A 26,612-nucleotide genomic window follows, 5' to 3' on the forward strand; every position below is an offset into this window, starting at 1 on the left:
CAGACCCTACGAACTCACTGGCCGAACGGAAAGACGCGGCCCGGCTCAACCACCGCCGCCGGCGTGCGCATGCTCGTACCCTGTGCGCGCCCAGCGCGCCGTCGTGGTCGAGGCGACCGCCTTGGAGTGGTTGGGCCTGTCGGTACCGGCTTCGCGCACGCACCCGGGCTGCGCGGCGTCCGCCGTACCACCTGTGAACGGAGCCGCGTGGCCGGAGAGCGTCTTGGTCCCGCTGTCGGCCGTCTTGACGAGGCGCCCGGCCGCCGCTGTCCTCACCGCCGCATGCCTGGTGGCAGCCCAGTCCGCGAGGGCGACTGTCCTGGCCGGCTACTGGCTGTAGCTGGCGCTGGCCCCCCTCGCCGTTTCGCATTCGCTGACTGAGATGGCGCCACACCGCTGAGGCCCGGCGCTGGGACCTGCACTTGAGTTGCGTACCCGTTCAAGCCGTACATGATCCGCGCGGCATGGCAGACCGCACTCAGGCCTCCGTCAAGAACCCCCGGCCGAGCCTCGACGGTCTTGAGTTCTCCTACCGCGACTGCCACGACGGATCGGCGACCGGCTGCAAACGATCTTTCACGAACTGGCGGCTCCCCGACCTCGCCATGGCGCCGGCATCTACTACGTGGTGGGCGTCTACCGCTGCGTGGAGCACACACCGGACGCGCGCGCCGATCCGCGCCGCCGGGCGGACAGCCACAGTCCAGGCAGTAAGGCCCGCCGACTTGCCTCGGCCGCAGCAAGGTCCGCCGCGTTCTGCCCGACCACGAAGGGTCTACTACGGGCAGAACGCGTGAGCGACCCCAGCCCATTATCACCCAAACCGACCTCAAACCGATAGATTATTCTGCACCGCGGCAAACAGCTCGACAAGCCGTTTCAGAGCGCCATGCGACAAGGACTGATGGCGTGACACGGCGTCATATCCTCGTCCGCGCAGACTCCGATATGCGGGACTGGGCCTGACTACACCCTTTCCTCCGCAGGGTCCCCGTATCCCTCCGACTCTGGAGATACGGGGACCTGGCGGTAGTCACCGCTGTCGTGAGCACTCGCATGTCAGGGGATACTCCACCGCGCGACGTCCTGACCTGCATAACCCGCAGCGTCACCCGTTCCTGCCCGCGGACACGGCGATGCCCCGGGTCGCTCGGGAGGCCCGGGGCACCGCTTCTTCGGCCGGTCCGCGACTGGGGAAACGCGCCACCGGCCAATCCAGTATTAAGGCCACACCACGGCGGCGCATTTCAGTCGCGGCCGTGAGGCAACACAGGATTCAACACTCTCACGTACCCGGCAGCGCAACTGTCTTCCCTCGCGGAGCACATTGCCGATCTACTGAGGCAAGCCGGGACTCCCGGACTGCACTGTCCCAGGGAACTCCCCCTCCCAGGGACTGCCGGTGCGCCGCCATGTACGTCCCACTCCCCCTGCGGGACAACACCCTCAAACATGGCGACGCACCGGCCCGCACAGAGACCACAGGCACCGGAGCCACCTGGGCATTCCAATTGCCGCCCGTCCTTCGGACCACGCCCGCTGTCAGTGCCGGCAGGGTTGCTCGTTGTTCGGCCCGGTGTTCCGGGTGATCACGACAATGGTGATGCACCGCACATGAGTAGCGAGGCTTTCCCCGTATCAATCGCCCGTCTCATCGTGTCGTAAAGCTGCAGGGACCACACCGGTCAAGGCTGAGACAGGAACCGCACTCCCCATGGACCTCCACAAGCAACCCGCCGACGCCCGACTGATCACCTTGCGGGCATGGCGATGACGCGTGGGCAGCAGGCCCGGCAGACGGTCGTGGCCGAGGTTGAACAGACCCTGACGTGCGCGTTCCCGGGGTGCACGCGGCCGCGGACGCCCAAGGGCCCAGGCACTCCGGGCCGGACTCCCAAGTACTGCAGGGATCCGCACCACAACGCCATGACCGCGTACCAGGCCAGGAAGAACACCGCCGCGGGCGCCGCAGACCAGGCGATCAGGGAACTGGAAGAGGCCAGGGCGCGGTTCGAGGCCGAGACCAGGCGGATCACGCGAGACGCACAGGCCGCAGTCGACCGCGCCCAGACCGAGGCCGAGCGCCGTGTCGCGGAGATACAGCAGCGCCTCCAAGCGGAGCGGGAAAAGGTCCTTGAGGCCAAGGCCGAGGCTGTACGCAACAGCGAGCATGCCCGTATCGCCGAGGAGCGCGCCCAGTATGCCGAGGCGGCCGCTCGCCGTGCCGCCGACCACGCCGATGCCCACCTCCAGGCCGCCGAGACCATCCGTCAGGAACTCCATGACGAGCTGCAGCGCGTACGCGAGGATGCCGAGAGCTATCGCAGCCGTGTCCACGGCTTGGAAACCAAGGTAGATGACCTGCGCGAACAGCTCGACCAGGCCCGTGACAAGGCACGGTCCGCCGAAGATCGGGCCAGAGTCGCCGAGCTCCAGCTGCGGGGCCAGTCAAGCAAGGCATTGCCGTGGCCGCCCGCGGTTTCCCTCGCGAAGCGGTGACTTCCTGGCTGGGCGCCAGCCCCATGAGTCCCTGGTGCGGGGTTCCGCGCAGCCGCTCCGGCTCGGATCACCAGCAGCGGCGTACTCCCCACACGTGTTCGGCACCGTGCAGGCAGGCGGCCGCAGCGGAGTGAGGCGGGAGGACGGGCCGGGCGGCGCGGTCGGCGTAGGCCCTCGTACCGAGGGCGTGTTTCCACACGTGGACCATGCGCGTCATCACCTGTCTTCCGGCATGCCATTGAGGTGATTGCGTGGTGCCGGTCCCGGTCCTGGGTTGAGCTGCCAGGCCGATGGGTTGTCCTTACGCTGCTTCAAAGGACGGGGGCGGGTGGAAGCGGGGAGGTTGGCGGTGCCAGAACACGGACGGCCAGTGTCAAGGAGGCTACCGCGGTTATCCCGGGCGGCGGCGAGTGCTGCGGCAGTTCTGCTTCTTGCGCTGGTCAGTGCCTGCGACGCCGACAAACACGGGGGCAGCCAGGCGGACGGCGTGGGTGAGCTGGCTGCGCAGAAGCCTCACTGGCAGAGCTGTCCCGCTCAGACGGCAGAATCGACCCGGCCTGCCAATGACACCGAGTGGGAATGCGCCGCGGTGAAGGTGCCAGTGGATTGGTCCGACCCGGGCGGGGAGCGCATGGAACTGGCGCTCATCCGGGCCCGGGCCTCCGGACCCGGGCACAGAATCGGCTCGCTCATCTTCAACTTCGGTGGTCCAGGTGACCCCGGGGTGACCATGCTGCCGGCGGCCGTGCAGACGTATCAGGATTTCGAGGAACTCCGCACCCGCTACGACCTGGTCAGCTTCGACCCCCGGGGTACCGGCAGCAGCCGCCCGGTCCGCTGCCTGGACGACTCCGCCCGCGACGAGGCTTCCGCCGCTGACAGCACACCCGACACTCCGGCCGAGCAAGCCGCACTCCTGCGCGTGGCACGTGCGACCACCCGGGCCTGCGCCAAGAACTCGGGACCGATGCTTGCGCACGTCGGCACCCGCAGCACCGCTCGCGACCTGGACCTGCTGCGCCAGGTCCTCGGCGACGACAGGCTCTCCTATGTGGGCTTCTCGTACGGCACAGAACTCGGCGCCCTGTACGCCCATCTGTTTCCCGCCCGCGTCGGTCGGATGGTCCTCGACGCCGTCACCAACCCGGCCCAAAACCCCGAACAGAGCGCACTCGGACAGGCGAGAGGCTTCCAGCTGGCTCTGCAGAGGTTCATCGCCGACTGCACCGGCAAACAGCCCGCCTGCCCGCTGGGAGATGAGCCTGATCAAGCTGAACACAAGATCGGGGCCCTGCTGGACGGACTGGAGCACAAGCCCCTCCCCACAACGGATGGCCGCCCCCTCACCCAGACCCGCGCGCTCAACGGCGTCATCCAGGCTCTCTACGCGGAAAGCTACTGGCCTCATCTCAGGAGCGGGCTCCAGGCAGCCCTGCGACAGGGCAAGGGGAACATTCTCCTCGCCCTCTCGGACGCGCTGACGGGGCGCGACCAGCAGGGCCACTACAGCACCACCCAAGCCGCCGCCACCGCCACCCTCTGCGCCGACACCTCCCACCGCTACACACTCCGGGACATCACAGACAGCCTGTCCGCCTTCCGCGAAGCCTCACCTGTCTTCGGCCACCACTACGCCTGGACACAGCTGCTGCAATGCACCGGGTGGCCCACCCGCGGCAGACCCAACGCCCCCGTCACCGCAACGGGTTCCGCTCCCGTCCTCCTCATCTCCACCACCGGCGACCCCGCTACGCCTCATACCAATCTCGCCTCCATGGCTCGCCAACTCGGCCCGGAGGTGGCCATCCAGATCACCCACCGCGGCAACGGACACACCGCCTACGGCACCAGCTCTTGCGTCACCGACATCGTCAACAGGTACCTATTGATCGGCACCTCGCCGAAGACTGGCACTACCTGCGACGACTGACTCACTCCCCATGACGGCAGAAAGTACTACAATCGCGCGACCGGCAACATCATAGATATAGCCGATTCGCGTCTTATATGCGATGAACGGGAATGGAGAAGCAATTCTTCCGCCTTTCGAGAATGGTGACATTGCATATGCATAACTGCCGTCGGAGACTCCTCGCCACGGCATTATCAAGTTGGGGGGCGGGGTGCGATGATCTTGGTGGGGATCGTCGTGGGAGGGGCCTGGCCGTGGAGTCTGAAGCGCCGTCGTACCGGGGGTTCCGGTTCCCGCCGGAGGTGATCGCGCACGCGGTCTGGCTGTACCACCGGTTCAGGCTCAGCCTTCGTGACGTGGAGGAGCTGCTGTGCGAGCGCGGCATCCAGGTGTCCTATGAGGCGATCCGTCTGTGGTGCGACCGGTTCGGCCCCGCCTACGCCGCGCGGCTGCGCCGCCGGCAGCCCCGCCCGGGCAACCGGTGGCACCTGGACGAGGTCTTCATCAAGGCCAACGGGAAGATGCGGTACTTGTGGCGTGCGGTGGACCAAGAAGGCAACGTCCTGGGGCCTTCCACCCGAAGGGTGGACACCTGTTTGTTTGTTATGCGGCGAGTAGACTGTCGCGGCTAATTTTTGGGATATAGGTGGCGCAGTTTGATGCGTGCGTCGTGGGTGGTGAACTGCCAGTCCACCTGACGTTGGTCGGTGTTGGTGGCGTTCTGCCAGGCTGAGAGTTCGGTGTTGAGTGTGTTGAGGTCGCCGATCCGGCGGTCGAGGCATTGCCTGCTCAGCGCGGCGAGTTCGGTCTCGGCGATGTTGAGCCATGACCCGTGTTTGGGCGTGTGGTGGATCTCGAGGCGTTGAGTCAGGGCGAATGCCTCTTCTGGTTCGAATGCCTCGTACAGTGAGGCGATGTCGTGGGTGTTGAGGTTGTCCATCACCAGCACCACGGTCTCGGCTGCTGGGTAGTCCACGCTCAGCAGCTGCTTGACCTGGCCGGCCCAGTCGATCCGGGTCCGCTGGGACAGTGCCTGCACGCGACGCCACCCGCGTAAGGGTTCGACCCACACGAAGATGGAGCATGTGCCGCAGCGGATGTACTCGCTGTCCTGGCAGGCGTCGTGGCCAGGTCGGGCCGGGAGCGGGCCGCGGGCATGGTCGAGGAGTTGGTAGGGCTTCTCGTCCATGCACACCACCGGACGTGCCGGGTCATAGGGCCGGGCATAGACGGCCAGCACGTCTTCCATCCGGGCCGCGAACTGCGCGTTCGCTCGTGGTGGGATGGTCCAGCACTTCTTCAGGTGAGGACGCAGTTCCGTTTTTTTAAGATCCTCCCGATGGTGGAGTGGTCCAGATCAGGGATGTCCTCGACCAGCGCGACGTGCTTCTCCAGCAGCCGCAGTGACCACCGTGCATAGCCCTGGGGCGGCTGGGAGCACGCCATCGCGATCAGCCGGGCTTCGACCTCACCGGTCACCGGCGAGGGCACCGGCGGCAGGTCGCGCCTCTTCCGTGCGATTGTGGCGTGAACATCGCCGCCGGTCTCGGTGAAGCGCTTGGCGACCAGCCGCAACGTCTCACCAGAGACGCCAAGCCGGGTCGCGATCATCTCCTTGGAATCCACCTCACCCACCGAGGTGTCCAGTGCGAGCAACACTCCCGCACGCATGATCATCGAGGCTCCACGAACACCCGTCGTGGTCACCCGGACCAACTCCTCGCGGTCCCGCGCAGTCAACCTGACCGGCCACTTCTTCTGCGAACCCATGACAACAGCCCTGTCTGGCAAAGGGGAAGGAATCTGAGGCACCAACCTCCCAACCAGACACACCAGAACTAAGCAGCGACACACCACGAGTGTCAGGGTAGCTGACATCTGTTCGTAGGCGACGGGGCTGAGCTGTCCGTTCGCCGAGTGGCGGCGCCAGGTGTTGTACCGCGTCAGCCAGCGGAAGACGGTACGCCGGCAGGCGCCGGCCCCGTCGAAGCGCCGTGCTCCCTTGAGGATCTCCCGTTTCAGAGACGCGTGGAAGGACTCGCAGGCGGCGTTGTCCGCACTCGTCCCGACGGCACCCATGGACTGGGTGACTCCCAACTCCCGGCAGAGGCCGGCGAATTCACGGGATCCGTACTGCGCCCCGTGATCGCTGTGGAAGATGGCGCCGTCGAGGCTGCCACGGGTGGCGGCGGCCATCTTCAGCGCGTCGGCAACGAGGTCGGTGCGCATGTGATCGGCGATCGACCAGGCCGCCACCCGGCGTGAGGAGCAGTCCAGGACCGTAGCGAGATAGAGGTGCTCGCCGTCTCCGACGGGGAGATACGTTATGTCGCCCATGTACTTCAGGTTCGGCGCGGCAGCGGTGAAGTCCCTCTTGAACAGGTCCGGCACCGGCGTCTGCGACGGCTCGGGGATGGTGGTGCGTATGCGCTTGCGCAGGTGGAAGCCGGTGATGCGGAACTTGCGCATGACGCGGGCGACCCTCTTCTCGTTGATGTGCATGCCGTGGGTGTCGCGGAGCTCGGCGGTGATGCGTGGGGCGCCGTAGGCGCCGTCCGAGTCCGTGTGCACGGCCCGGATCCTGTCGGCCAGGACCTGGTCGTCCCGCTCGCGCTGGGCACGGGCCTCACGCGAAGAGCGCCACTTGTAGTAGCTGGAGCGGACGACGTCCAGCACGTGGCAGAGCCGCTTGACCTCGAAGGTCTCGCGATGGTCCTCGAAGGTACTGGAAGCGGCTCGTCACCAGCTCATCTCGGAGGCGAAAAACTTCGTGGCCTTGCGCAGGATGTCGCGCTCCTGGGCGAGCGTCGCATTCTCCTTGCGCACCGTCTTCAGCTCCGTGCGCAGGGCCGCTAACTCGGCCTCCAGCTCTTCCTTCGTGGCCTTGCTCACCGGGGTGTCCTTCATGTTCTTCGTGGTGCTGCCGCCGCGGGCGCGGTCGGCGCGGATCCAGTTCCGCAGCGTCTCCGGGTTGATCCCCAGATCGCGGGCGGCCTGCACGATCGTGAGGTCGGGGTCCGAGTGGTACAGCGCGACGGCGTCGGCCTTGAACTCGGGCGAATACTGACCTCAGCGCGTCGGGGTGATGGTGGTGGGAGGTCGAGGGCGAGCCCGGTCCCGGCGAGGAAGCCGTCGAGGAGGTCGGGGCGGTACTGCAGCCGTTTGAGTCGGTTGCGCACGAGTGTGGCAAGGCGGTCGAGGGCGACGCTGGAGAGGTTGGCGAGGCTGCGTTTGACGTGGGCCCACAGGTACTCGACCGCGTTCAGCTCGGGTGCGTACGCGGGAAGGATGAACACGGTCAGCCAGTCGCGCGCGTCGATCAGGTCGCGCATCGTGTGGGATACGTGGGTGTTCAGCCGGTCCCATACGAGCACGATGGGCGCCTTGACCAGCTGATGCATCCCGTCGATCAGGCGGATGTAGTCGTCCTCGGACAGGCTGCGGCGTTCGCCCTTGCGCCCGGTGTGCAGCCGCAGCCGGTGGCACAGCCGGGTCCGTGAACCGGGACGCATCGCGATCAGCCCGGCGACGGAGACTCTTGCCCGAGCGGCGGCCGCTGACCCTCACGACCGGGGTGATGCCCCGCCTGCCCCAGGTGCGGCCCTTCGGCGGCCTGCGGGTGAACCCGGCCTCGTCCTCGAAGCAGATGAAGCCGTCGCAGGCCGCACGGGCGCTTTTACCTCCGCCCAGGTCGCCTCCTTCCACGCGGTGACGGCCTGCTCGTCGCGTTCCGCGGCCCGCCGTGCGGGGACCTGCGGGGTGAACCCGAGGCGGCGCATGAGACGAGTGGCGCCCGAGACACTGTAGGAGACGTGGAACTCCCTGCCGATCAGCGTCGCCACCCGCGCACCGGTCCAGACCTGGTCCTGGTCCCAGCCGTGCGCCGCCGGCCCCTCCTCCAGGCAGGAGGCCAGCTTCTGAAGGCACCGCGCCGACAGTTTGCAGCGCTGCCCGCTCGCACCCCGCGAGGCGAGCGCTCTCACCCCACCCCGCTTCCACACCAGGTGCCACTGGTAGGCCGACTTGGAGCTCACTCGCAGCCTGCGGGCGACCTCCGGCGGCTTGATCCCCTCGGCGAACAACCCCGCGGCCTCCAGCCGCACCGCCTCGCGGCGCTGACGGCCCTTCGCCGTCAGCCCGCCCCCATCCGCATAGCGCATACCTATGACATAGCGCGCAAATGACGACCAGTCAGCCCCGGCAAGTAGACCAACCACCTCGAAGCGCTCAGGTCAGTAAACCTTCATCACCATAAGTGGTCCCTCCTGCCAGCCCCTCACCGGGGCCGATCGAAGGTGTCCACCACTGCGGGGGAAGTGCCGAGGCTTACCGCGCGAACGCTTTGTTCGACGCCCATCGTGAAGATCCGGAGGGTTATTCACGGGCTTGGTTTCTTGATCAGCAAGACGGCCCTGCTCGGTAGCCTGGCGTTTGCGACGACGTCAGTTTTCCACCGGGGCAGGGCCGTTGAGCTGGAACGTTACGACAGGGCTGGAAGCGGATCAACTGGAGGCCTTGGTGGTCCGGGTCCACACGATGCTGGTGGAGGACCCCGATCCGCCCGTGGTGCCGGGACGGATGTGGGCGCTGGGCCTGTACAAGTCCGTGGTCCTGGTGTTGTTCCTGCTGCGGCAGAACCCCGTCCAGCAAGCGGCGGCGGAACTGTTCCACATCTCCCAGGCCACCGTCTCGCGCCGGTGGACCACGCTGCTCCCGGTGGTGGAGACGGCCCTGGCCGAGCATGTGCCCGACCCCGCCGACGCCTCACACGGCAGGATCGTCCTGGCCGACGGGACCCTGGTCACCACGTGGGACTGGGCGAGCGAGGGCACCACGATGTTCTCCGGCAAGCATCGTGACACAGGCTTCAACCTGCAGGTCGCCGCCACTCTCAGCGGGGACCTGCTCGCCGTCTCCGCGCCGGTACCCGGCAGTCGGCACGACATGTACGCCTGGTGCCAGTCCCACTTTCCCAAAGCCTTCGCCGACCGGGAGAGCATGGGGGATCTGGGCTATGTCGGCTCCGGCATGCTCACCGCCTGTCCGCGTACACCCTCATCTCCATAGCGGCGTACACCCTCACGTCCAGAGCTCTCGGCGCGTCGTAGAGACGTTCGAGGCAAGGGGCGATCACCCTTCGGTTCGTCAGCGGCCGAGCAGACGAGTCCGAAGGGTGACCGCTTCTTATGATCCTGGATCCGGAGGAATGGATGGACTTACGTAGGTTCCGTGCCCTGCATCAGGCGGGCGTGAGTATCAGCGCGATAGCCCGGGAGACCGGGCATGACTGGCGGACGGTGAAGAAGTACCTGGCCGCCGAGGGGGCGGTGGTGCCGGCGGCGCCGTCGCGCAAGGGCACCCAGCCCCGCAAGATAGCGAAGCTGGCGCCGGTGGTGGATGCTTGGCTGCGGGTCGACATCAAGTTGAAGGCCGCGGTGATCCACGAGCGGCTGGTCGATCAATACGGCTTCGAGGGGCACTACCAGCGGGTGAAGATGTATGTCGCCGAGGCCAGGCCCCGTATCCGGGTCGAACTCGGTCTGGACGAAGGCCAGTTGTTCGGACTGCACCGCCGGTTCGAGGTCGTGCCCGGGGGCCAGGCCCAGGTCGACTGGGGTGATGAGGGCGGCATCCTCGCGCATGCCGGCATCGCCAAGGTGTACTCGTTTCACATGGTCCTGTCCTATGCGCGGGACCCGTTTTGCTGCTTCACCACGTCGCAGGACCTGGCGACGTTCTTCGACTGCCACCGCCGCGCGTTCGAGCACTTCGGCGGTACTCCGGCCACGGTGGTCTACGACCGGACGAAGACCGTGGTCAAGCGGCATGTTGGGCCGGGCAAGGCGGTGCCGTTGCATCCCGAGGCGGTCGCGTTCGCCTCGTCCTACGGCTTCGACATCGACGTCCTGGCGGCCTATCGGCCCCAGGGGAAGGGACGCGTCGAAAGGCAGGTCGACATTGTCCGTGATCACGTCCTGGCGGGCCGGTCCTTCGGCTCCGTCGCGGAGATGGACGCGGCGTTCATGGCCTGGGCGCCGATCCGACGTCGGCAGGTCCACCGCACCCACAGTGAGGTGATCGGTGAGCGGGCCGTGAAGGACCGGGCCGCTCTGATCCCGCTGCCCGGGCATCCCTACCGGGTGGTCGAGCGGCACCTGCGCAGGGCCGGCAAGGACTGCCTGGTCTCCTTCGAGGGCAGCCTCTACTCGGTGCCCGCCCGCGGTATCCGTCCTGGTCAGCAGGTTGAAGTCCGGGTCGCGCAGGCCGAGATCGCCATCCACCACCTCGATGAGGCCGCGGGCAGCGACAGCCTGCTCGCGCTCCATCAGCGGGCGGACGTGCGGGGCAGCTGGGTGGTCGATGAGGCCCACTGGGATGGCCTCGCGGACGGCCACACCCGCAGCGTCACCACCGCCGACGAGCCCGACCAGCAAGACCGCCCGGACGTCACTAGGTCTGAATCCGGCTCCCTGGACGCCCTGCTGGCCCGCACCGCGGTCGCCCGCATCCCCGTCTCCCGCCGCCCGCTGGCCGACTACGACCTCGCCGCCGGCCTGACGATGCCCGGAGTGAACTGATGAGTGACCTGATCACCGCACGGATCCGCAAGCACGCCGACAAGCTGAACCTGCCCCACCTCGCGGCCAGTCTCGAGCAGCTGGCCGCCCGCGCCGACCTCGACAAGATGGGCTACCTCGACTTCCTCGATCTCGTCCTGGAAGAAGAGACCGGCGTCCGCGACGGACGGCGCTTTCGCACCGCCCTGCGTCTGTCGAAGCTGCCGCACCACAAGACCCTGGATGACTTCGACTTCGCCTTCCAGCCCGACCTCGACGTCCGCAAGGTCAAGGACCTCGCTGCCCTCTCCTTCGTCGAGGCCAAGGCCAACGCGGCCTTCATGGGTCCGCCCGGAGTAGGCAAGACACACCTCGCGGTGGGACTCGCGATAGCGGCCTGCAAGGCCGGCTTCTCCGTCTACTTCACCTCGCTGGACGACATGGTCCGCCAGCTCAAGGAAGCAGAGGCCCAGGGGCGTCTCGCGGCCAAGATGCGTACCTACCTCAAGCCCCACGTCCTGGTGGTCGATGAGGTCGGCTATCTGCCCCTGGACCGGGCCGAGGCGAACCTCGTGTTCCAGCTGGTCTCGAAAAGGTATGAGACCGGCTCGATCTTGCTGACCTCGAACAAATCGTTCAGCGAGTGGGGCCAGGTGTTCGGCGACGAGGTCTTGGCCACCGCCATCCTCGACCGGCTCCTCCACCACTGTGAGGTCATTTCGATCAACGGCCCGAGCTTCAGGCTCAAGAACCGATTCACCACTATCGAAGGAGATGACACCGTGGCATGGAGGCTTATTCACGGGGTCACCAGCCGTTCTTGTAGAAGGCGAGGGCGGTGACGGTCTTGGCGACGAGGGGGAACCGGGTGAGAGGGCCGCGATAGCGAGTGGCGAGGACCTTCCAGTCCTTCAGATGTGCGATCGCTCGTTCGACGGCGGCGCGGAGCTTGCCGATGCTCTGGTTGAACACTTTGTCTTTGACGGGGCGTTCCTGACCGGGTGGCTTGCGGCGGGCGGTGAGCATGCCGGAGCCGGCATAGCCCAGATCCCCCATGCTCTCCCGGTCGGCGAAGGCTTTGGGAAAGTGGGACTGGCGCCAGGCGTACATGTCGTGCCGACTGCCGGGTACCGGCGCGGAGACGGCGAGCAGGTCCCCGCTGAGAGTGGCGGCGACCTGCAGGTTGAAGCCTGTGTCACGATGCTTGCCGGAGAACATCGTGGTGCCCTCGCTCGCCCAGTCCCACGTGGTGACCAGGGTCCCGTCGGCCAGGACGATCCTGCCGTGTGAGGCGTCGGCGGGGTCGGGCACATGCTCGGCCAGGGCCGTCTCCACCACCGGGAGCAGCGTGGTCCACCGGCGCGAGACGGTGGCCTGGGAGATGTGGAACAGTTCCGCCGCCGCTTGCTGGACGGGGTTCTGCCGCAGCAGGAACAACACCAGGACCACGGACTTGTACAGGCCCAGCGCCCACATCCGTCCCGGCACCACGGGCGGATCGGGGTCCTCCACCAGCATCGTGTGGACCCGGACCACCAAGGCCTCCAGTTGATCCGCTTCCAGCCCTGTCGTAACGTTCCAGCTCAACGGCCCTGCCCCGGTGGAAAACTGACGTCGTCGCAAACGCCAGGCTACCGAGCAGGGCCGTCTTGCTGATCAAGAAACCAAGCCCGTGAATAACCCTCATGATCCCGATGCCGACCTCTGGACGTGAGGTCGTACGCGCTTCTGTAGTTGAGGTCGTACGCGGACACCGCCCGCCGCAAGCCACCCGGTCAGGAACGCCCCGTCAAAGACAAGGTGTTCAACCAGAGCATCGGCAAGCTCCGCGCCGCCGTCGAACGAGCGATCGCACATCTGAAGGACTGGAAGGTCCTCGCCACTCGCTATCGCGGCCCTCTCACCCGGTTCCCCCTCGTCGCCAAGACCGTCACCGCCCTCGCCTTCTACAAGAACGGCTGGTGACCCCGTGAATAAGCCTCCCGGAGTTCGGCTACCGTTTCCTGGCCGATGAGGCCCGCGTAACGGGGGCGGTCATGGCCGACCGGACCGCGTGGCGGATCTGCCGGGACAACCGCTGGTGGAGCGTATTCGGGAAAAGGCGCGGCAGGACCAAGAAGGCCGGTCCGCCGGTGCACGACGACCTGGTCCGCCGTGACTTCACTGCGGATGGCCCCAACCGCCTGTGGCTCTCCGACATCACCGAACACGCCACCGGTGAAGGAAAGTTGTATCTCTGTGCGATCAAGGACGTCTTCAGCAAGAGGATCGTCGGCTACTCCATCGACGCGCGGATGAAGTCTCGCCTCGCCGTAACCGCCCTGAACAACGCTGTTGCCCGGCGTGGACACGTTGCCGGGTGCATTCTGCACACCGATCGCGGGTCGCAGTGCCGGTCACGGAAATTCGTCCGGGCGCTCGACGGCCACGGGATGGCCGGATCGATAGGAAGGGTCGGGGCGGCAGGCGACAACGCGGCCATGGAGTCCTTCTTCAGCCTGCTGCAGAAGAACGTCCTCGACCGCCGTTCGTGGGCCACCCGTCAGGAACTGCGGATCGCCATCGTGACCTGGATCGAGAGGACCTACCACCGACGCCGCCGACAAGCCTCACTCGGCTGGCTGACCCCCGTCGAATTCGAAACCGTCATGACCACGCAGGCCCTCCAGGCCGCGTGATCAAACCTGTCACCCACCCCTGCAGCAGACCCGTTCGTGGCCGCGGGGCTGGTGACCTGTCCCGAGCCTGACGGACTCGGACCCACGTAGGGGTCGAGCAACTCCGCAAGGAAGAGGAAGTGTCGAGCAAGCCCTGGGAGTATTCGCCCGGATTGCGGGCCGAGGTCGTCAATGAGGTGCCCGAAGTTCCCGGACAGGAACCCAATAGGGTTGCCTTGAACAGGAGGCCTATTCACGGGGTTTCACCAGCCCTTTTTGTAGAAGGTGAGGGCGGTGACGGTTTTGGCGACGAGGGGGAACTTGGCCAGGGGGCCGCGGTAGCGGGTCGCGAGGATCTTCCAGTCCTTCAGGTGTGCGATCGCTCGCTCAATGGCGGCGCGGAGGCTGCTGATGCTCCGGTTGTAGATCTTGGCGCCAGTGGGGCGTTGCTGACCAGGTGGTTTGCGTCTCGCGGTGAGCATGCCGGAACCCACGTACCCAAGATCGCCCATGCTCTGCCGTTCTGCGAAGGTCTCCGGGAAGTGGGACTGGCGCCAGGCGTACATGTCGTGGCGGGAGCCCGGGACAGGCTCGGACACCGCGAGCAGGTCTCCGGACAGCGTGGCGGCGATCTGCAGGTTGAAGCCGGTGTCGCGGTGCTTGCCGGAGAACATAGCGGTGCCTTCGCTCGCCCAGTCCCACGTGGTGACCAGGGTGCCGTCGATGAGCACGATCCGGCCGGCTGAGGCTTCCACAGGATCAGGGACATGCCCGGCGAGGGCCTTCTCCACCACCGGAAGCAGCCCCGTCCACCGCCGGGAAACAGTGGCCTGGCTGACACCGAACAGTTCCGCCGCCGCTTCCTGGACGGGGTTCTGCCGCAGGAGGAACAGCACCAGGACCACCGACCGGTACAGGCCCAGCGACCACATCCGCGCCGGAGACACCGCAGGATCCGGGTCCTCCACGAGCGCCTGATGGACCCGCACCACCAGCCCGTCCAGTTGATCCTTGTCTAACCCTGCCGTAACGTTCCAGCTCAACGGCCCTGCCCCGGTTCACTTCTGACGTTTTCGCAGACATCAGACTACCGAGCAGGGCCGTCCTGATGATCAAGAAATCCGGGCCGCACCACCCCGTGAATAAGCCTCCAGGAAAGGAGGAAGTGAGAGCGTGGTGGTGAACCGCTCTGTAGCTCGATGAGCTGCGGTTTTCTCGGCGCTGTGGTGTGTGGGCGGCGTTTGTGGGGCAGCCAGCCGGCAGTCGAGTGGGTTGTGGAGGTGCGGTTCATGCCGTCGGTGATCGCGTTGCTGGAACGTCGCGAGGCGCGGGCCCGGGAGGAGCTGGATGCCGGGCTGGAGCGGCTGCGCGAGGCCCGAGAGCATGTGGCGTCCTGCCAGGAGCGCCTGGACTGCGCCCGGATCGGCCGGGAGGAGGTGCTGCGGGCGCTGGCCGAGGAAGGCGAGATGGTGGCCGGGGTGCCGGAGGCGGAAGTGCTCGTGGGGCCGCCTGCCTCGGCGGGTGCCCAGGTGGCGGAGCCGGGCCCGGAGGCGGTGGCCGGCACCTCGGATGAGCTGGCGGTGCCGGCGGGTCTTCCTGCCGGCTACGGCCCGCGGCCTGCGGTGTGGCAGGCAGGACTGGGCCTGGAGGCGCTCGCGGGGCAGTACCGGCAGCTCTTCGAGGCGGTCCTCGCCCGGACGGAGCCCGTCTCGGCGCGGCAGCTGACGGCCTTGCTGGGGCGGGACGCGCAGCGGTTGAACGAGGTGGAGAAGGTCCGTCACCGCGCGTATGCGCTGGAGGCGCGCGGCTGGCTGGTCCGAGTGCCGGGCGGGATGTTCACCCCGGCTGCGGGCCCAGCCGCTGGGGCCGGAACTCGGGCCAGTGCAGGCGCTGGCGCGTCATCTTCCGGGTGAGCGTGATAAGCCCCGCCCACCACACCATCTGCACGTGGTGGTCCGGGCGGCGCTCGTGGTCGCGGTTCAGGCGCCGCGCGCGGGACAGCCACCCCAGCGTTCTCTCTACTACCCACCGGCGCGCCAGCACCGTGAACTCCCTTCTCCCGTCGGGGCGCTTGACCACCTTTACCTCCACGCCGTGGGCTGCGAAGGCGTCGGCCAGTGGCTGGCCCTGGTAGGCGCTGTCGACCCACACCAGCTTCAGCAGCCGTCCGGGCTTGGCCAGGTAGGCGTCCAGCAGGTCGGGGGCGGCCTTGGAGTCGTGCACATTCGCCGCCGTGACGGTGACCTCCAGCAGCAGGCCGCCGGTGTCGGTCAGGATGTGGCGCTTGCGCCCGTCGCGCATCTTGGCGCCGTCATAACCGCGGCTTGAGGCCGGGCAGGTCTCGGCGCCGTCCACGGACTGCGCGTCGATGATCCCCGCGCTCGGCTCCTCCTCTCGCCCCTGCCGCCTGCGCTGCAGACGGCGCAGGCGCTGGTAAAGCTCGCGCACATAGCCATGCCGCCGCCAGCGGCGGAAGAAGTCGTACACCGCCCGCCACCAGGGGAAATCAGCAGGGACAGAGCGCCACTTCGCGCCGTTGTCGACGACATAGCGCACCGCGTCGACCATCTCCCGGTGGCAGAACTCCTCCGGGCGCCCACCCCGGCCCTCCAGCCAGGCCGGCACCGGCATCGCCGCCCGAACCACCGCCCACTCCGCATCCGTCATGTCGCTGGGATAACGCTCGGCACGACGTCCCGCGGTGATTGCCCCGTACACGTGCACGTAGCAGTCACACGGGAGAGGGGCCGGGGTGGACCCGGCAACGTCACGGATGGTCAACTGGGAACGCAACGGGCCTCCTTGGGCGAGCCGGGTCTCGACAACCACGTCTCTACCGAGAGGCCCGTTCTTCATGCCCACTCCGGCACCAGCACCTGCGAGCGAGAGACCACCCACACCGGGCCACTCGAACGCCACTCGATTGGTCACCACGCTCTGAGCAGTGGCGCCACCCAGCAAGTACACGCCGGAGTTCCGGCGCGTGAGACTCACCAATCTCCCTGCTCCCCGACAAGATCACGCGCAGCAAGGCAAGCGCGCACCTCGCCGTAGGGGTGCGCGCTTACCAGCATGCTCAGAGTGAACCGAAATCAGAGGATCCGGAAGCTTACGCTCTCCCGACGGCGCGGCGACGGCGGTAGAAAGCCGTGCCGGCCACAGCCAGGGAGGCGACAGCGCTGGCACCGACTGCGGGATCAATCACCGGAATCGGTTCGATCTCCCCCGAAAAGGCAGTGTTATTCGCCTGGTTGGGATCCGTCTCGTTCCCCGGGACCAGGTACACCGTCCTGGCTGGCCCGAACAAGAGATCTCCCGTGATGCTGAACGTGGTACTGGCGCCCGCAGGAAGCGCATCCCCCGCACAGGAAACAGCCGACAGAACGTCACTCGGGATACCCGCAGAGCCCTGGGCAGGATAGCTGCAGCGCGCATCCCAGGTTCTCGGAGCGAATCCAGCACCATACGGTGACCCATCAGCCAAGCGAACAATCACCGGCAGATAGAACGACCAGCCCGTAGCCGCATCCGGACCATTGTTGCTGACGGTCACCTGATACGTGACGCTCATGCCGCCAGCGGGAGCAGCCTGCGGACCCTCGACCTTGATCGACAAGTCAGCACTGCCTGCCGCACTGGCAGAGGGCGCACCCACGCCGACTGCGCACACAGCCAACAGCGCCGTAGCCAGTAACCGACGACGCATCGAAAATCCCTTCATCAACACACCCCACACCTGAAACCCAGCACAGACAAAATCCGACAATCACCAGATTGCCCCGAGCGGCCCACGTGACGATTGGCTGGACTGAACGGGGGACGAACCGACAGCAAGGGCACCTACACCAACGCACCACACGGACGGTCCTGCCGGAGAGGACATCGAACCTGCGCCAGGGATACGACCGCCTGACGGGCTGCCCCGGCACAGTGAGCCCATCTCGGATGACTCAACGCCCGCCCATCCCGGCGGGCAGACCGGCCCCAGCGGTGACAGGCACCCAAGACGAGCGGTGGCCGGCAGCGGACACCAGCCGGCATCGGAGCTCACCCGCCCCTGTGCCCATGCACCACAACACACACCGGCATGACGGAGTGCACTTTCACCTACATGGCCTCGCTGAAGCCGAACGCCCAGCGCTCCACAGGGCACTGTCGACTGAGCTAGGTGTGTCCGGAAGGTCGTGTAAGTCCGTGATCTGATGACTGCGGCGGGGCCGGGTGGCCCCGCCGGGTCGGAGAGGCAAGATCGCGTGACTGAGACTGAGTTATCCGAGGCTGCTGTTGGCAAGCAGCTCCCGCAGGAGCAGGTCGAGGCTGTGCTCGAGCAGTTGATGGACTCGGCGGACGCCACCGGCGCCCGGCTGGCCGGGGAGGGCGGGCTGCTGCAGCAGCTGTCGAAGGGGCATTATCAAGTTGGGGGGCGGGGTGCGATGATCTTGGTGGGGATCGTCGTGGGAGGGGCCTGGCCGTGGAGTCTGAAGCGCCGTCGTACCGGGGGTTCCGGTTCCCGCCGGAGGTGATCGCGCACGCGGTCTGGCTGTACCACCGGTTCAGGCTCAGCCTTCGTGACGTGGAGGAGCTGCTGTGCGAGCGCGGCATCCAGGTGTCCTATGAGGCGATCCGTCTGTGGTGCGACCGGTTCGGCCCCGCCTACGCCGCGCGGCTGCGCCGCCGGCAGCCCCGCCCGGGCAACCGGTGGCACCTGGACGAGGTCTTCATCAAGGCCAACGGGAAGATGCGGTACTTGTGGCGTGCGGTGGACCAAGAAGGCAACGTCCTGGACATCCTGGTGACCGGCAAGCGGGACGCGGCCGCGGCGAAGCGGTTCTTCCGCAAGCTGCTCAAGGGGGCACTTCCCCCGCAGTGGTGGACACCTTCGATCGGCCCCGGTGAGGGGCTGGCAGGAGGGACCACTTATGGTGATGAAGGTTTATTCGCCCGAGTTCAAGGCCGACGCCGTCGCGCTGTACCACTCGGACCCCGACCTCACGATCGTGCAGGCCGCCCGCGATCTGGGGATCAACCCGGAGACGCTGCGGAACTGGATCCGCGCCGACCGCGCCCGCGGCGGCAGCCCCACGAAGAACATGAAGGACACCCCGGTGAGCAAGGCCACGAAGGAAGAGCTGGAGGCCGAGTTAGCGGCCCTGCGCACGGAGCTGAAGACGGTGCGCAAGGAGAATGCGACGCTCGCCCAGGAGCGCGACATCCTGCGCAAGGCCACGAAGTTTTTCGCCTCCGAGATGAGCTGGTGACGAGCCGCTTCCAGTACCTTCGAGGACCATCGCGAGACCTTCGAGGTCAAGCGGCTCTGCCACGTGCTGGACGTCGTCCGCTCCAGCTACTACAAGTGGCGCTCTTCGCGTGAGGCCCGTGCCCATCGCGAGCGGGACGACCAGGTCCTGGCCGACAGGATCCGGGCCGTGCACACGGACTCGGACGGCGCCTACGGCGCCCCACGCATCACCGCCGAGCTCCGCGACACCCACGGCATGCACATCAACGAGAAGAGGGTCGCCCGCGTCATGCGCAAGTTCCGCATCACCGGCTTCCACCTGCGCAAGCGCATACGCACCACCATCCCCGAGCCGTCGCAGACGCCGGTGCCGGACCTGTTCAAGAGGGACTTCACCGCTGCCGCGCCGAACCTGAAGTACATGGGCGACATAACGTATCTCCCCGTCGGAGACGGCGAGCACCTCTATCTCGCTACGGTCCTGGACTGCTTCTCACGCCGGGTGGCGGGCTGGTCGATCGCCGATCACATGCGCACCGACCTCGTTGCCGACGCGCTGAAGATGGCCGCCACCCGTGGCAGCCTCGACGGCGCCATCTTCCACAGCGATCACGGGGCGCAGTACGGATCCCGTGAATTCGCCGGCCTCTGCCGGGAGTTGGGAGTCACCCAGTCCATGGGTGCCGTCGGGACGAGTGCGGACAACGCCGCCTGCGAGTCCTTCCACGCGTCTCTGAAACGGGAGATCCTCAAGGGAGCACGGCGCTTCGACGGGGCCGGCGCCTGCCGGCGTACCCTCTTCCGCTGGCTGACGCGGTACAACACCTGGCGCCGCCACTCGGCGAACGGACAGCTCAGCCCCGTCGCCTACGAACAGATGTCAGCTACCCTGACACTCGCCGCATAACAAACAAACAGGTGTCCGCCCTTCGGGTGGAAGGCCCCTGGACATCCTGGTGACCGGCAAGCGGGACGCGGCCGCGGCGAAGCGGTTCTTCCGCAAGCTGCTCAAGGGCACCGGGACCGTGCCGCGAGTCGTGGTCACCGACAGGCTCCGCAGCTACGGGGCGGCCCACCGTGAGGTGATGCCCTCGGTCGAGCACCGGAGTTCGAAATATCTCAACAACCGGGCAGAAAACTCCCACATCCCCACACGGGAGCGCGAGCGGGGTATGAAGGGCTTCCGCAGCGTGGGGACGGCCCAGAGATTCCTCGCCTCCTTCTCCCGGATCTCACCGCACTTCCGCCCCCACCGCCACCGGATGACCGCCCGCGGCTACCGCACCGAGATGACCAACCGCCACACCATCTGGCACCAGATCACCGGCACCACCCTCATGGCTGCGACCGCCTGAACCAGACACCGCCAGCACCACCTGCATACCCCAACTCACCCACCTCATCAACAACTTGACAATGGATGCGCTGGACCCTCATCAGCATGCTCGCTGCCGCCGTCCTCACTGTCACCCGCGTACGCACCGCCGCCGCGAGCCCGACCGGCCCAGCCGGCATCGTGACGGCCAGCGCTCGTGAACTACTCCGGATCCTGCGGGCCACCGTACTGCCCGCGCCCTGCCGCGACTACGACCAGTACTGCACTGGTCCGCCTGGCGTCGCCGCCATCAGCATCAGGCCGCCCAGGCCCACTGCCACTGGAACAACATCACCGCAGCCGCAACGACTTGACCAGCAACAATGCCCTACCGACCAGGAGGCCTATTCACGGGGTTTCACCAGCCCTTTTTGTAGAAGGTGAGGGCGGTGACGGTTTTGGCGACGAGGGGGAACTTGGCCAGGGGGCCGCGGTAGCGGGTCGCGAGGATCTTCCAGTCCTTCAGGTGTGCGATCGCTCGCTCAATGGCGGCGCGGAGGCTGCTGATGCTCCGGTTGTAGATCTTGGCGCCAGTGGGGCGTTGCTGACCAGGTGGTTTGCGTCTCGCGGTGAGCATGCCGGAACCCACGTACCCAAGATCGCCCATGCTCTGCCGTTCTGCGAAGGTCTCCGGGAAGTGGGACTGGCGCCAGGCGTACATGTCGTGGCGGGAGCCCGGGACAGGCTCGGACACCGCGAGCAGGTCTCCGGACAGCGTGGCGGCGATCTGCAGGTTGAAGCCGGTGTCGCGGTGCTTGCCGGAGAACATAGCGGTGCCTTCGCTCGCCCAGTCCCACGTGGTGACCAGGGTGCCGTCGATGAGCACGATCCGGCCGGCTGAGGCTTCCACAGGATCAGGGACATGCCCGGCGAGGGCCTTCTCCACCACCGGAAGCAGCCCCGTCCACCGCCGGGAAACAGTGGCCTGGCTGACACCGAACAGTTCCGCCGCCGCTTCCTGGACGGGGTTCTGCCGCAGGAGGAACAGCACCAGGACCACCGACCGGTACAGGCCCAGCGACCACATCCGCGCCGGAGACACCGCAGGATCCGGGTCCTCCACGAGCGCCTGATGGACCCGCACCACCAGCCCGTCCAGTTGATCCTTGTCTAACCCTGCCGTAACGTTCCAGCTCAACGGCCCTGCCCCGGTTCACTTCTGACGTTTTCGCAGACATCAGACTACCGAGCAGGGCCGTCCTGATGATCAAGAAATCCGGGCCGCACCACCCCGTGAATAAGCCTCCAGGTCTTCGACCGGTAAATGGAATGAAAGACCTCTCACCTCCTCGGCCATGAGGACCGGTCGGTCATTCAAGCCACTGATTGAACAGGCAATAGCGTCTGGATTCCAGCGGCGGTTCAGAATTCGGCTCTAACGTCCTGGGACGACGGCATCAAGGCGGGTACTTCGAGGCATCGAAACCGCAAGCAGACGGGAGTCACACAGCATGCGAGCAATGACACGCTGGACAATGACAGGAGCCTTGCTCAGCGCGGCACTTGCGGGTCCTCTGAGCATGCCTGCCCACAGCGCGCCCGCCTCCGCGCCCGCCTCGCTGTACACCCCTTCAGCGCTGGCCATGACCACCGGCCGCGGTGAGAAGGCCGCCACCGCGACGCCAGAGCGCGCGGTGACGGTGAACTGCGCGTACACCACGTCGGGAACTCACCCCGATTCGCGACAGGCCTGTGCGGATCTGGACCGTGTGAATGGGGGCCTCGGCCGCTTGGCCACCCTCCGCGGGAATGAGTCGGGACGACCCTGCACCAGGGAATACAACCCAATCGTCGTCACCGTTCAAGGGGTATGGCGTGGCACACGCGTGAACTACGAGCACACCTTCGCCAATCCTTGCTTCAAGGAAACTCAAGGTGCTGCGGCATTTGCCTTCTGAGCCATTACGGCTGAGGTAAAGCCTCACCTCCACGGCGGGCGCACGGTGACGGGCGGCCCGCCTCTTCCCGTACGCGTACTCCGCCCGTGCACACATCGCGTGGGCCTTGGGTCACTACCCAGGAGCCTTCGAGATAGTCGACATCGCGGCGCCCTCGGTCAGAGGCCCGCACCACTGCAGTGGTGCGGGCCTGAAACGCGTATCCGAGGGAGGATTCGGATGTGCATGTACGCGCTAGCGCTTTCAACGAGACGTGCCACCATTTGGTCACGCCCATCCAGGCTCTCGCACCGTTCGAGCATTTTCTGGCGACGAGGTCGCACGGATGCGGTAAGCATCGATACGAGCGGCCGTCAGGAACAGGTCGTCCCGAGGACAGCGGCCTACCGCCAAGCATCCACCATCCCCGGGTGTCGACCCACACATATAGAGGGAGCTTCGCCCTCATCATGACGGCTCTGCGGCACCGTGCCCAGAGTCCGACCACCTTCCTGCATGCACTTCGTCATATCTCGCTTCGCCGGACCTCTATAAATCCACTGACGGTAAATCAGTTACTGGAGCAGAGGTGGTATGGGACCGAGCAAGTGCGGCACACTCGCGACGGCCGTAACCGTAATCTGTACAGTCACCCTGCTGGTGACGCCCGGCGTGACGTTTGCGAATCCTACTCCGACGCCGATGCCGTCGCTGTCCCCCAGTGCGCCCCTCCCAGAAACGAGGGATCTCAAGGCAGTCCGGAAGCAACTTGACCAGCTTTACCATGACGCGGCCGTCGCAACCGATGCCTACAACGCGGCAGAAGAGGCGTCCAAGAAACAGTCGGCGCGGATCATCGAGCTGGCCAAGGAAAACGTCAAGCTCCAGCACAAAGTCGCCTATTTGAAGGACCGGGCCGGCGCCGCGGTCCGCGCCCAGTATCGCACTGGTGCCATGCTGCCCGAGGCGCGGCTGATACTGAGCGACGACCCCCAGATGCTCCTCGACAATGCCGCCATTCTCTTGCAGGGCGAGCGCGCCATCCATGGTCTGATCGAGGAAATGATCCGCGCTCAGCAGGACTTGGAGCAATACGCCAAGGACGCCTCGGCGCAGTGGCAGAAGCTTGAGGGTCAGCGCCAGACGAAGGCGGCGGCCGCGAAGGAGGTCGCGCGACAGATCGCGGCGGCGGAGAGGCTCGAAGCCAGGCTGGAGAAGAAGGAGAAGGAGCGGCTTGCACAGTTGGAGCGGGAGGCCGAGCTCAGAGCGCAGACGGCCTGGCTGAACACGGGTGTTCTGAAGAACTCCAAGGGCCAGGCGACCGAAGCGGGCATGCGGGCCGCTCAGTTCGCCATGGACCAGCTCGGCAAACCGTATGTATGGGGCGCCGAGGGCCCGGATTCCTACGACTGCTCAGGGCTGACGTCGCAAGCCTGGGCCGCGGCCGGCCACCCCATTGTGCGCACCTCGCAGGAGCAGTGGAACTGGCTCAAGCGCGTCGACATCAAGGACATGCGCCCGGGCGATCTCATCATCTACTTCGAGGACGCCAGCCATGTCGGGATGTACATCGGCGACGGCGCGATGATTCATGCCCCACGCCCGGGACGGAACGTGACGATCGCCGGGGCCGGTTCGATGCCCATTCTGGGAGTCGTACGGCCAGGCGCGTAGACCAGAGACCGGTCTCGCGAAGTGTGACAGCCACGTCGAAGGCCGCCAGGGAAGTCACCAGTCGCGTCGGTCCGTGCCTGGTCTGCTGCCGTGCGGAAAAGTGCTTGGCACCCGAGGCCAGCCCACTCTGTCGATTCCCCCAGCTTCGCCCGGCGGTCCGGACAACCTCGGGCGCAGCGGCTCTGGCGATCACTTGCCGTGATGAATTTGTCATTCCGGTTACATGTGCCGAAAGAAGCGCTCACTGAGCCTCTTTCATCCCGTGCCGTGAGAGTAAAATGAGCTGGTCAGCGGTAGTGGTGACGTGGCAGAGCCCCTCGTCGTTGGCGTGGTGATCTCACTCGTCACACCGGCGGCCGAGGGGCTCTGTTGGTTCCGTATCCTTCCATGCTCGACGTCCCGTATGAGCTGGTCGAGCATGTCTCCTGGCTCATCTACGCCCGAAGGCGTGAACTGAACTCGCCCTGGCGGAAGCCGGGTTGCTTCAAGCAGGCTCTGCTGGCCCTGGCCCACCTACGCAAGAACGAGACGCTCGCCCAGGCCGCGGCCGGGTTCGGGGTGTCGGAGGCGACGGCGTGGCGATACGTGGACGAGACCGTCGAGGTCCTGGCCGCTTGGGCACCGGGCCTACACGAGGCCCTCGTCGGCCTGGGCGAAGGGGTGACTTCGTCATCATCGACGGGCGCTGATTCCCATCGACCGCATCCGGGCGGATGAGCCGTACTACTCGCAAAAGCACAAGAAGCACGGCATGAACGTCCAGGTCATCACCACGCCGGACGGAACCCCGCCGTGGTTCTCCCGGGCAACGCCTGGACGGACCCACGACCTGACCGCCGCCCGCGCCCACGGCATCATCCAAGCCTGCCTGACCCGGCAGATTCTCATCCTGGGCCGACCGCGCCTACCAGGGCGCCGGCGCCACCGTCCGCACCCCGCACTACGGACACCGCGAACTACCCCAGCGCTACCAGCAGTACAACCGCGACCACGCCCGCCTGCGCGCATCTGGTGAACGCGCCTGCGCCCAGCTCAAGTCCTGGCCCCTACTCCGAAGGGCACGCTGCTTCAACCAACCGTCTCAGCCGCATAGTCCGCGCCGTACACGCCCTCCTGATCTGCGCAAACACGGGATGAAAGAGGCTCACTTACGCTGCAGCAGCTCGGATTACCTTATGCGGAGATCGAGGTCATGCGTATGCGCTCAGTGAGGGTTTGGGCGGCCGTCTTGTCGTTGGCGGCTTCGTCGCTGGCCGGGGTGGCGTCGGTGACGGCACCTCCGGCGGCCGCGCTCACCGCGCCGGTTGCCATGACGGCGGATGAGCTGCCGACGTGGCAGCCCAACGGCATCGTCTGGGCCATGGCGCAGGCCGGCGGGGTGGTCTTCGCTGGAGGCACCTTCTCCGCGATCAGGCCGCCGGGTGCACCGGCCGGCAGCCACGAGCAGTCGGCCACGAACTTCGTGGCGCTGGATGCCGCCACGGGGGAACCGACGTCCTGCAAGCTGTCCTTCACGGTCGGTTCGGGACTGGCCACGGTGCGGGCGCTCGCGGTCTCACCGGACCACAAGACCCTCTATGCCGGCGGCCGCTTCGGGGCGGTCAACGGCGTCAAGGTCAGCAATGTGGCCGCCATCGACGTCAAGACGTGCACCCTGAAGACGGCCTTCAGGCCGTCGGTGAATGCTACCGTACGAGCCCTGGCCGTCTCCCGCGACAGTGTCTACCTCGGCGGGGACTTCACCTCTGTCGCCGGCCAGGCACGCCGCTACTTCGCCTCCGTCACCACCTCCTCGGCGGCACTGCGACCCTGGACGGCGAGCGCCGACGCACCCGGCCGGGCAGTCGAAATGACTCCCGATGGGAACAACGTCATTCTCGGTGGCGACTTCTTCCACCTCAACGGCGCCGACTCCCATGCCCTCGCGGTCGTCGACAGCACCGGCGGCACCCTGACCAAGGGCTATCCGGTCGGCTTCATTCCCGCCGTCTCCGTGGTCAAGGACATCACCACCGACGCCACCGGCTTCTACACCGCCCAGGAGGCCAACACACCCACCGACGGCATCGAAGACCGGATCGCGTTCAGTCTGTCCGACTTCAACCAGCGCTGGCGGGGCCGCTGCTTCGGCGCGAGCCAGGCGGTCGAGGTTTACAAGGGCGTGCAGTATTCCGCCTCCCACACGCACACCTGCGCCCAAGGTGGAGAGTTCCCGGAACTGGGTGACCGCCTCCATCTGCTTGCCCAGTCGGTCAACGGTCCGGCGCTGCTGGACTGGTTCCCCGACACCAACGACGGAATCGGCGAGAAGATCGGCCCACGCGTGCTGACCACCGCTTCCAAGCACGGCGTCGACTACATGTGGGTCGGCGGCGAATTCACCACCGTCAACGACAAGCCGCAGCAGGCCCTGACCCGGTTCGCCGCCGGCCCGGACACGCGAGCCCCCTCGGTACCGCAGGCCAACGCCGTCAGCAGCAGGCCGGGCGAAGTCGACGTCCGTTGGCGGTCCAGCCTCGACCTCGACGACAGCGACCTCACCTACCGCGTCTACCGCAACGGTTCGCGTACTCCCCTGTACACGGTCACCGGCTCATCGGCACCGTGGAAACGCCCGCAGTTGACCTTCACTGACACCGGCGTCACCGCCGGATCCACGTACACGTACCAGGTCACGGTGAGTGACGGCACCAACACCAGTGCCCGTTCCGCACCCACCAGGGTCACCGTGACCGTGCCGCCGCCCCATATGGAACTGCGCCGCGGCTTCAGCCCCGGTCAGGGCGGCCACGTCGCCACCTCACGGCCCCTGCCTCCCGGAT

Annotated in this window: 19 protein-coding genes and 9 pseudogenes; 16 read left to right on the forward strand and 12 right to left on the reverse strand. The window is 66.6% G+C overall.

Features of this window, described 5'->3' with window-relative positions; translation table 11 throughout:
* Positions 1-45 precede the first annotated feature (45 nt).
* Positions 46-276, reverse strand: coding sequence for a hypothetical protein (locus ABIE67_RS49090; protein ID WP_370270965.1), 231 nt, complete (start codon positions 274-276; stop codon positions 46-48).
* A gap of 1,488 nt (positions 277-1,764) precedes the next feature.
* Between ABIE67_RS49090 and ABIE67_RS49095 the strand changes: the two genes are divergently transcribed.
* From ABIE67_RS49095 to ABIE67_RS49105, 3 genes and pseudogenes are all read left to right on the forward strand, one after another.
* Positions 1,765-2,499 (forward strand): hypothetical protein, encoded by a 735-nt coding sequence (locus tag ABIE67_RS49095; RefSeq protein WP_370270966.1) that lies wholly within the window; start codon positions 1,765-1,767, stop codon positions 2,497-2,499.
* A 631-nt stretch (positions 2,500-3,130) separates the two neighbouring features.
* Positions 3,131-4,429: an alpha/beta hydrolase gene (locus tag ABIE67_RS49100; protein WP_370270967.1), complete on the forward strand. Its 1,299-nt coding sequence runs from the start codon at positions 3,131-3,133 to the stop codon at positions 4,427-4,429.
* Between the two features lie 236 nt (positions 4,430-4,665).
* Positions 4,666-4,977, forward strand: a pseudogene (locus ABIE67_RS49105) (IS6 family transposase); the annotation flags it as partial.
* Positions 4,978-5,039: 62 nt separating this feature from the next.
* Here ABIE67_RS49105 and ABIE67_RS49110 read toward each other — a convergent pair.
* The 5 genes and pseudogenes from ABIE67_RS49110 to ABIE67_RS49130 form a co-directional block, all read right to left on the reverse strand.
* On the reverse strand, positions 5,040-5,726 hold the full coding sequence (locus ABIE67_RS49110; protein ID WP_370269621.1) for an IS630 family transposase: 687 nt from the start codon (positions 5,724-5,726) through the stop codon (positions 5,040-5,042).
* On the reverse strand, positions 5,711-6,289 hold the full coding sequence (locus ABIE67_RS49115) for a helix-turn-helix domain-containing protein (protein ID WP_370271003.1): 579 nt from the start codon (positions 6,287-6,289) through the stop codon (positions 5,711-5,713). Before ABIE67_RS49115 ends, ABIE67_RS49110 begins: the two co-directional genes overlap by 16 nt.
* A pseudogene (locus tag ABIE67_RS49120) lies at positions 6,263-7,441 on the reverse strand (IS3 family transposase); the annotation flags it as partial. The gene ABIE67_RS49115 and the pseudogene ABIE67_RS49120, both read right to left, overlap by 27 nt.
* 242 nt (positions 7,442-7,683) lie before the next feature.
* A pseudogene (locus ABIE67_RS49125) lies at positions 7,684-7,923 on the reverse strand (IS630 family transposase); the annotation flags it as partial.
* A 51-nt stretch (positions 7,924-7,974) separates the two neighbouring features.
* Complete coding sequence (locus tag ABIE67_RS49130) at positions 7,975-8,571, reverse strand: winged helix-turn-helix domain-containing protein (RefSeq protein WP_370268006.1); 597 nt, start codon at positions 8,569-8,571, stop codon at positions 7,975-7,977.
* Between the two features lie 307 nt (positions 8,572-8,878).
* Here ABIE67_RS49130 and ABIE67_RS49135 point away from each other — a divergent pair, with 307 nt between their 5' ends.
* From ABIE67_RS49135 to istB, 3 genes are all read left to right on the forward strand, one after another.
* Positions 8,879-9,478 carry a transposase family protein gene (locus ABIE67_RS49135; RefSeq protein WP_370270968.1) on the forward strand — a complete coding sequence of 200 codons (600 nt, stop codon included), beginning with the start codon at positions 8,879-8,881 and terminating at the stop codon, positions 9,476-9,478.
* Between the two features lie 143 nt (positions 9,479-9,621).
* The gene (gene istA, locus ABIE67_RS49140; RefSeq protein WP_370270969.1) at positions 9,622-10,989 is read left to right on the forward strand and encodes an IS21 family transposase; all 1,368 of its coding nucleotides are present in this window, start codon (positions 9,622-9,624) and stop codon (positions 10,987-10,989) included.
* A complete protein-coding gene (gene istB / locus ABIE67_RS49145; RefSeq protein WP_370270970.1) occupies positions 10,989-11,810 on the forward strand; it encodes an IS21-like element helper ATPase IstB in 822 nt (273 codons plus the stop codon). The genes istA and istB overlap by 1 nt, the downstream gene beginning before the upstream one ends.
* Here istB and ABIE67_RS49150 read toward each other — a convergent pair.
* Positions 11,776-12,555, reverse strand: coding sequence for a transposase family protein (locus ABIE67_RS49150; protein WP_370270203.1), 780 nt, complete (start codon positions 12,553-12,555; stop codon positions 11,776-11,778). The two genes, istB and ABIE67_RS49150, sit on opposite strands and share 35 nt — an antisense overlap.
* A 147-nt stretch (positions 12,556-12,702) precedes the next feature.
* On the opposite strand from ABIE67_RS49150, the gene ABIE67_RS49155 reads away from it, so the two are divergent.
* Both ABIE67_RS49155 and ABIE67_RS49160 read left to right on the forward strand, forming a co-directional pair.
* Positions 12,703-12,933 carry a transposase family protein gene (locus ABIE67_RS49155; protein WP_370270971.1) on the forward strand — a complete coding sequence of 77 codons (231 nt, stop codon included), beginning with the start codon at positions 12,703-12,705 and terminating at the stop codon, positions 12,931-12,933.
* Positions 12,934-12,950: 17 nt separating this feature from the next.
* Positions 12,951-13,646, forward strand: a pseudogene (locus ABIE67_RS49160) (IS3 family transposase); the annotation flags it as partial.
* 242 nt (positions 13,647-13,888) lie between these two features.
* Here the strand turns inward: ABIE67_RS49160 and ABIE67_RS49165 are convergent.
* Positions 13,889-14,668, reverse strand: a complete 780-nt coding sequence (locus tag ABIE67_RS49165) for a transposase family protein (protein ID WP_370252055.1) — start codon at positions 14,666-14,668, stop codon at positions 13,889-13,891.
* Positions 14,669-14,914: 246 nt separating this feature from the next.
* On the opposite strand from ABIE67_RS49165, the gene ABIE67_RS49170 reads away from it, so the two are divergent.
* Positions 14,915-15,538, forward strand: coding sequence for a hypothetical protein (locus ABIE67_RS49170; protein ID WP_370267817.1), 624 nt, complete (start codon positions 14,915-14,917; stop codon positions 15,536-15,538).
* On the opposite strand, the gene ABIE67_RS49175 is transcribed toward ABIE67_RS49170, so the two are convergent.
* The 3 genes from ABIE67_RS49175 to ABIE67_RS49185 form a co-directional block, all read right to left on the reverse strand.
* Positions 15,462-16,292, reverse strand: coding sequence for an IS5 family transposase (locus ABIE67_RS49175; RefSeq protein WP_370267736.1), 831 nt, complete (start codon positions 16,290-16,292; stop codon positions 15,462-15,464). The genes ABIE67_RS49170 and ABIE67_RS49175 overlap by 77 nt on opposite strands.
* Positions 16,293-16,734: 442 nt before the next feature.
* A complete protein-coding gene (locus ABIE67_RS49180; RefSeq protein WP_370271004.1) occupies positions 16,735-17,346 on the reverse strand; it encodes a hypothetical protein in 612 nt (203 codons plus the stop codon).
* 547 nt (positions 17,347-17,893) lie between these two features.
* On the reverse strand, positions 17,894-18,034 hold the full coding sequence (locus tag ABIE67_RS49185) for a hypothetical protein (RefSeq protein ID WP_370270972.1): 141 nt from the start codon (positions 18,032-18,034) through the stop codon (positions 17,894-17,896).
* A 62-nt stretch (positions 18,035-18,096) separates the two neighbouring features.
* Between ABIE67_RS49185 and ABIE67_RS49190 the strand changes: the two are divergent.
* The 3 pseudogenes from ABIE67_RS49190 to ABIE67_RS49200 form a co-directional block, all read left to right on the forward strand.
* Positions 18,097-18,474 (forward strand): annotated as a pseudogene (locus ABIE67_RS49190) (IS6 family transposase); the annotation flags it as partial.
* A 70-nt stretch (positions 18,475-18,544) separates the two neighbouring features.
* Positions 18,545-19,771 (forward strand): annotated as a pseudogene (locus tag ABIE67_RS49195) (IS3 family transposase).
* Positions 19,772-19,799: 28 nt separating this feature from the next.
* Positions 19,800-20,219, forward strand: a pseudogene (locus ABIE67_RS49200) (transposase); the annotation flags it as partial.
* Positions 20,220-20,597: 378 nt separating this feature from the next.
* On the opposite strand, the gene ABIE67_RS49205 reads toward ABIE67_RS49200, so the two are convergent.
* Positions 20,598-21,377 carry a transposase family protein gene (locus ABIE67_RS49205; RefSeq protein ID WP_370252055.1) on the reverse strand — a complete coding sequence of 260 codons (780 nt, stop codon included), beginning with the start codon at positions 21,375-21,377 and terminating at the stop codon, positions 20,598-20,600.
* Positions 21,378-21,759: 382 nt separating this feature from the next.
* On the opposite strand from ABIE67_RS49205, the gene ABIE67_RS49210 reads away from it, so the two are divergent.
* From ABIE67_RS49210 to ABIE67_RS49225, 4 genes and pseudogenes are all read left to right on the forward strand, one after another.
* Complete coding sequence (locus ABIE67_RS49210; RefSeq protein WP_370270973.1) at positions 21,760-22,137, forward strand: subtilase-type protease inhibitor; 378 nt, start codon at positions 21,760-21,762, stop codon at positions 22,135-22,137.
* A 573-nt stretch (positions 22,138-22,710) separates the two neighbouring features.
* The gene (locus ABIE67_RS49215; protein WP_370270974.1) at positions 22,711-23,790 is read left to right on the forward strand and encodes an NlpC/P60 family protein; all 1,080 of its coding nucleotides are present in this window, start codon (positions 22,711-22,713) and stop codon (positions 23,788-23,790) included.
* A gap of 328 nt (positions 23,791-24,118) precedes the next feature.
* Positions 24,119-24,927: pseudogene (locus tag ABIE67_RS49220) on the forward strand (transposase family protein).
* Between the two features lie 61 nt (positions 24,928-24,988).
* Positions 24,989-26,521: pseudogene (locus tag ABIE67_RS49225) on the forward strand (hypothetical protein); the annotation flags it as partial.
* Positions 26,522-26,612: the final 91 nt, after the last annotated feature.

The sequence above is a fragment of the Streptomyces sp. V4I8 genome, assembly GCF_041261225.1.
In the GTDB taxonomy this organism is placed as follows: domain Bacteria; phylum Actinomycetota; class Actinomycetes; order Streptomycetales; family Streptomycetaceae; genus Streptomyces.

What these genes read in the sequence shown, in the direction of transcription:
- ABIE67_RS49095 (WP_370270966.1), top strand. Translation starts at nt 1,765, where the DNA reads ATGGCGATGACGCGTGGGCAGCAGGCCCGGCAGACGGTCGTGGCCGAG.
- ABIE67_RS49100 (WP_370270967.1), top strand. Translation starts at nt 3,131, where the DNA reads ATGGAACTGGCGCTCATCCGGGCCCGGGCCTCCGGACCCGGGCACAGA.
- ABIE67_RS49115 (WP_370271003.1), bottom strand. Translation starts at nt 6,289, where the DNA reads ATGTCAGCTACCCTGACACTCGTGGTGTGTCGCTGCTTAGTTCTGGTG.
- ABIE67_RS49130 (WP_370268006.1), bottom strand. Translation starts at nt 8,571, where the DNA reads ATGCGCTATGCGGATGGGGGCGGGCTGACGGCGAAGGGCCGTCAGCGC.
- istA (WP_370270969.1), top strand. Translation starts at nt 9,622, where the DNA reads ATGGACTTACGTAGGTTCCGTGCCCTGCATCAGGCGGGCGTGAGTATC.
- istB (WP_370270970.1), top strand. Translation starts at nt 10,989, where the DNA reads ATGAGTGACCTGATCACCGCACGGATCCGCAAGCACGCCGACAAGCTG.
- ABIE67_RS49170 (WP_370267817.1), top strand. Translation starts at nt 14,915, where the DNA reads ATGCCGTCGGTGATCGCGTTGCTGGAACGTCGCGAGGCGCGGGCCCGG.
- ABIE67_RS49175 (WP_370267736.1), bottom strand. Translation starts at nt 16,292, where the DNA reads ATGACGGATGCGGAGTGGGCGGTGGTTCGGGCGGCGATGCCGGTGCCG.
- ABIE67_RS49180 (WP_370271004.1), bottom strand. Translation starts at nt 17,346, where the DNA reads ATGAAGGGATTTTCGATGCGTCGTCGGTTACTGGCTACGGCGCTGTTG.
- ABIE67_RS49185 (WP_370270972.1), bottom strand. Translation starts at nt 18,034, where the DNA reads ATGCCCCTTCGACAGCTGCTGCAGCAGCCCGCCCTCCCCGGCCAGCCG.
- ABIE67_RS49210 (WP_370270973.1), top strand. Translation starts at nt 21,760, where the DNA reads ATGCCTGCCCACAGCGCGCCCGCCTCCGCGCCCGCCTCGCTGTACACC.
- ABIE67_RS49215 (WP_370270974.1), top strand. Translation starts at nt 22,711, where the DNA reads ATGGGACCGAGCAAGTGCGGCACACTCGCGACGGCCGTAACCGTAATC.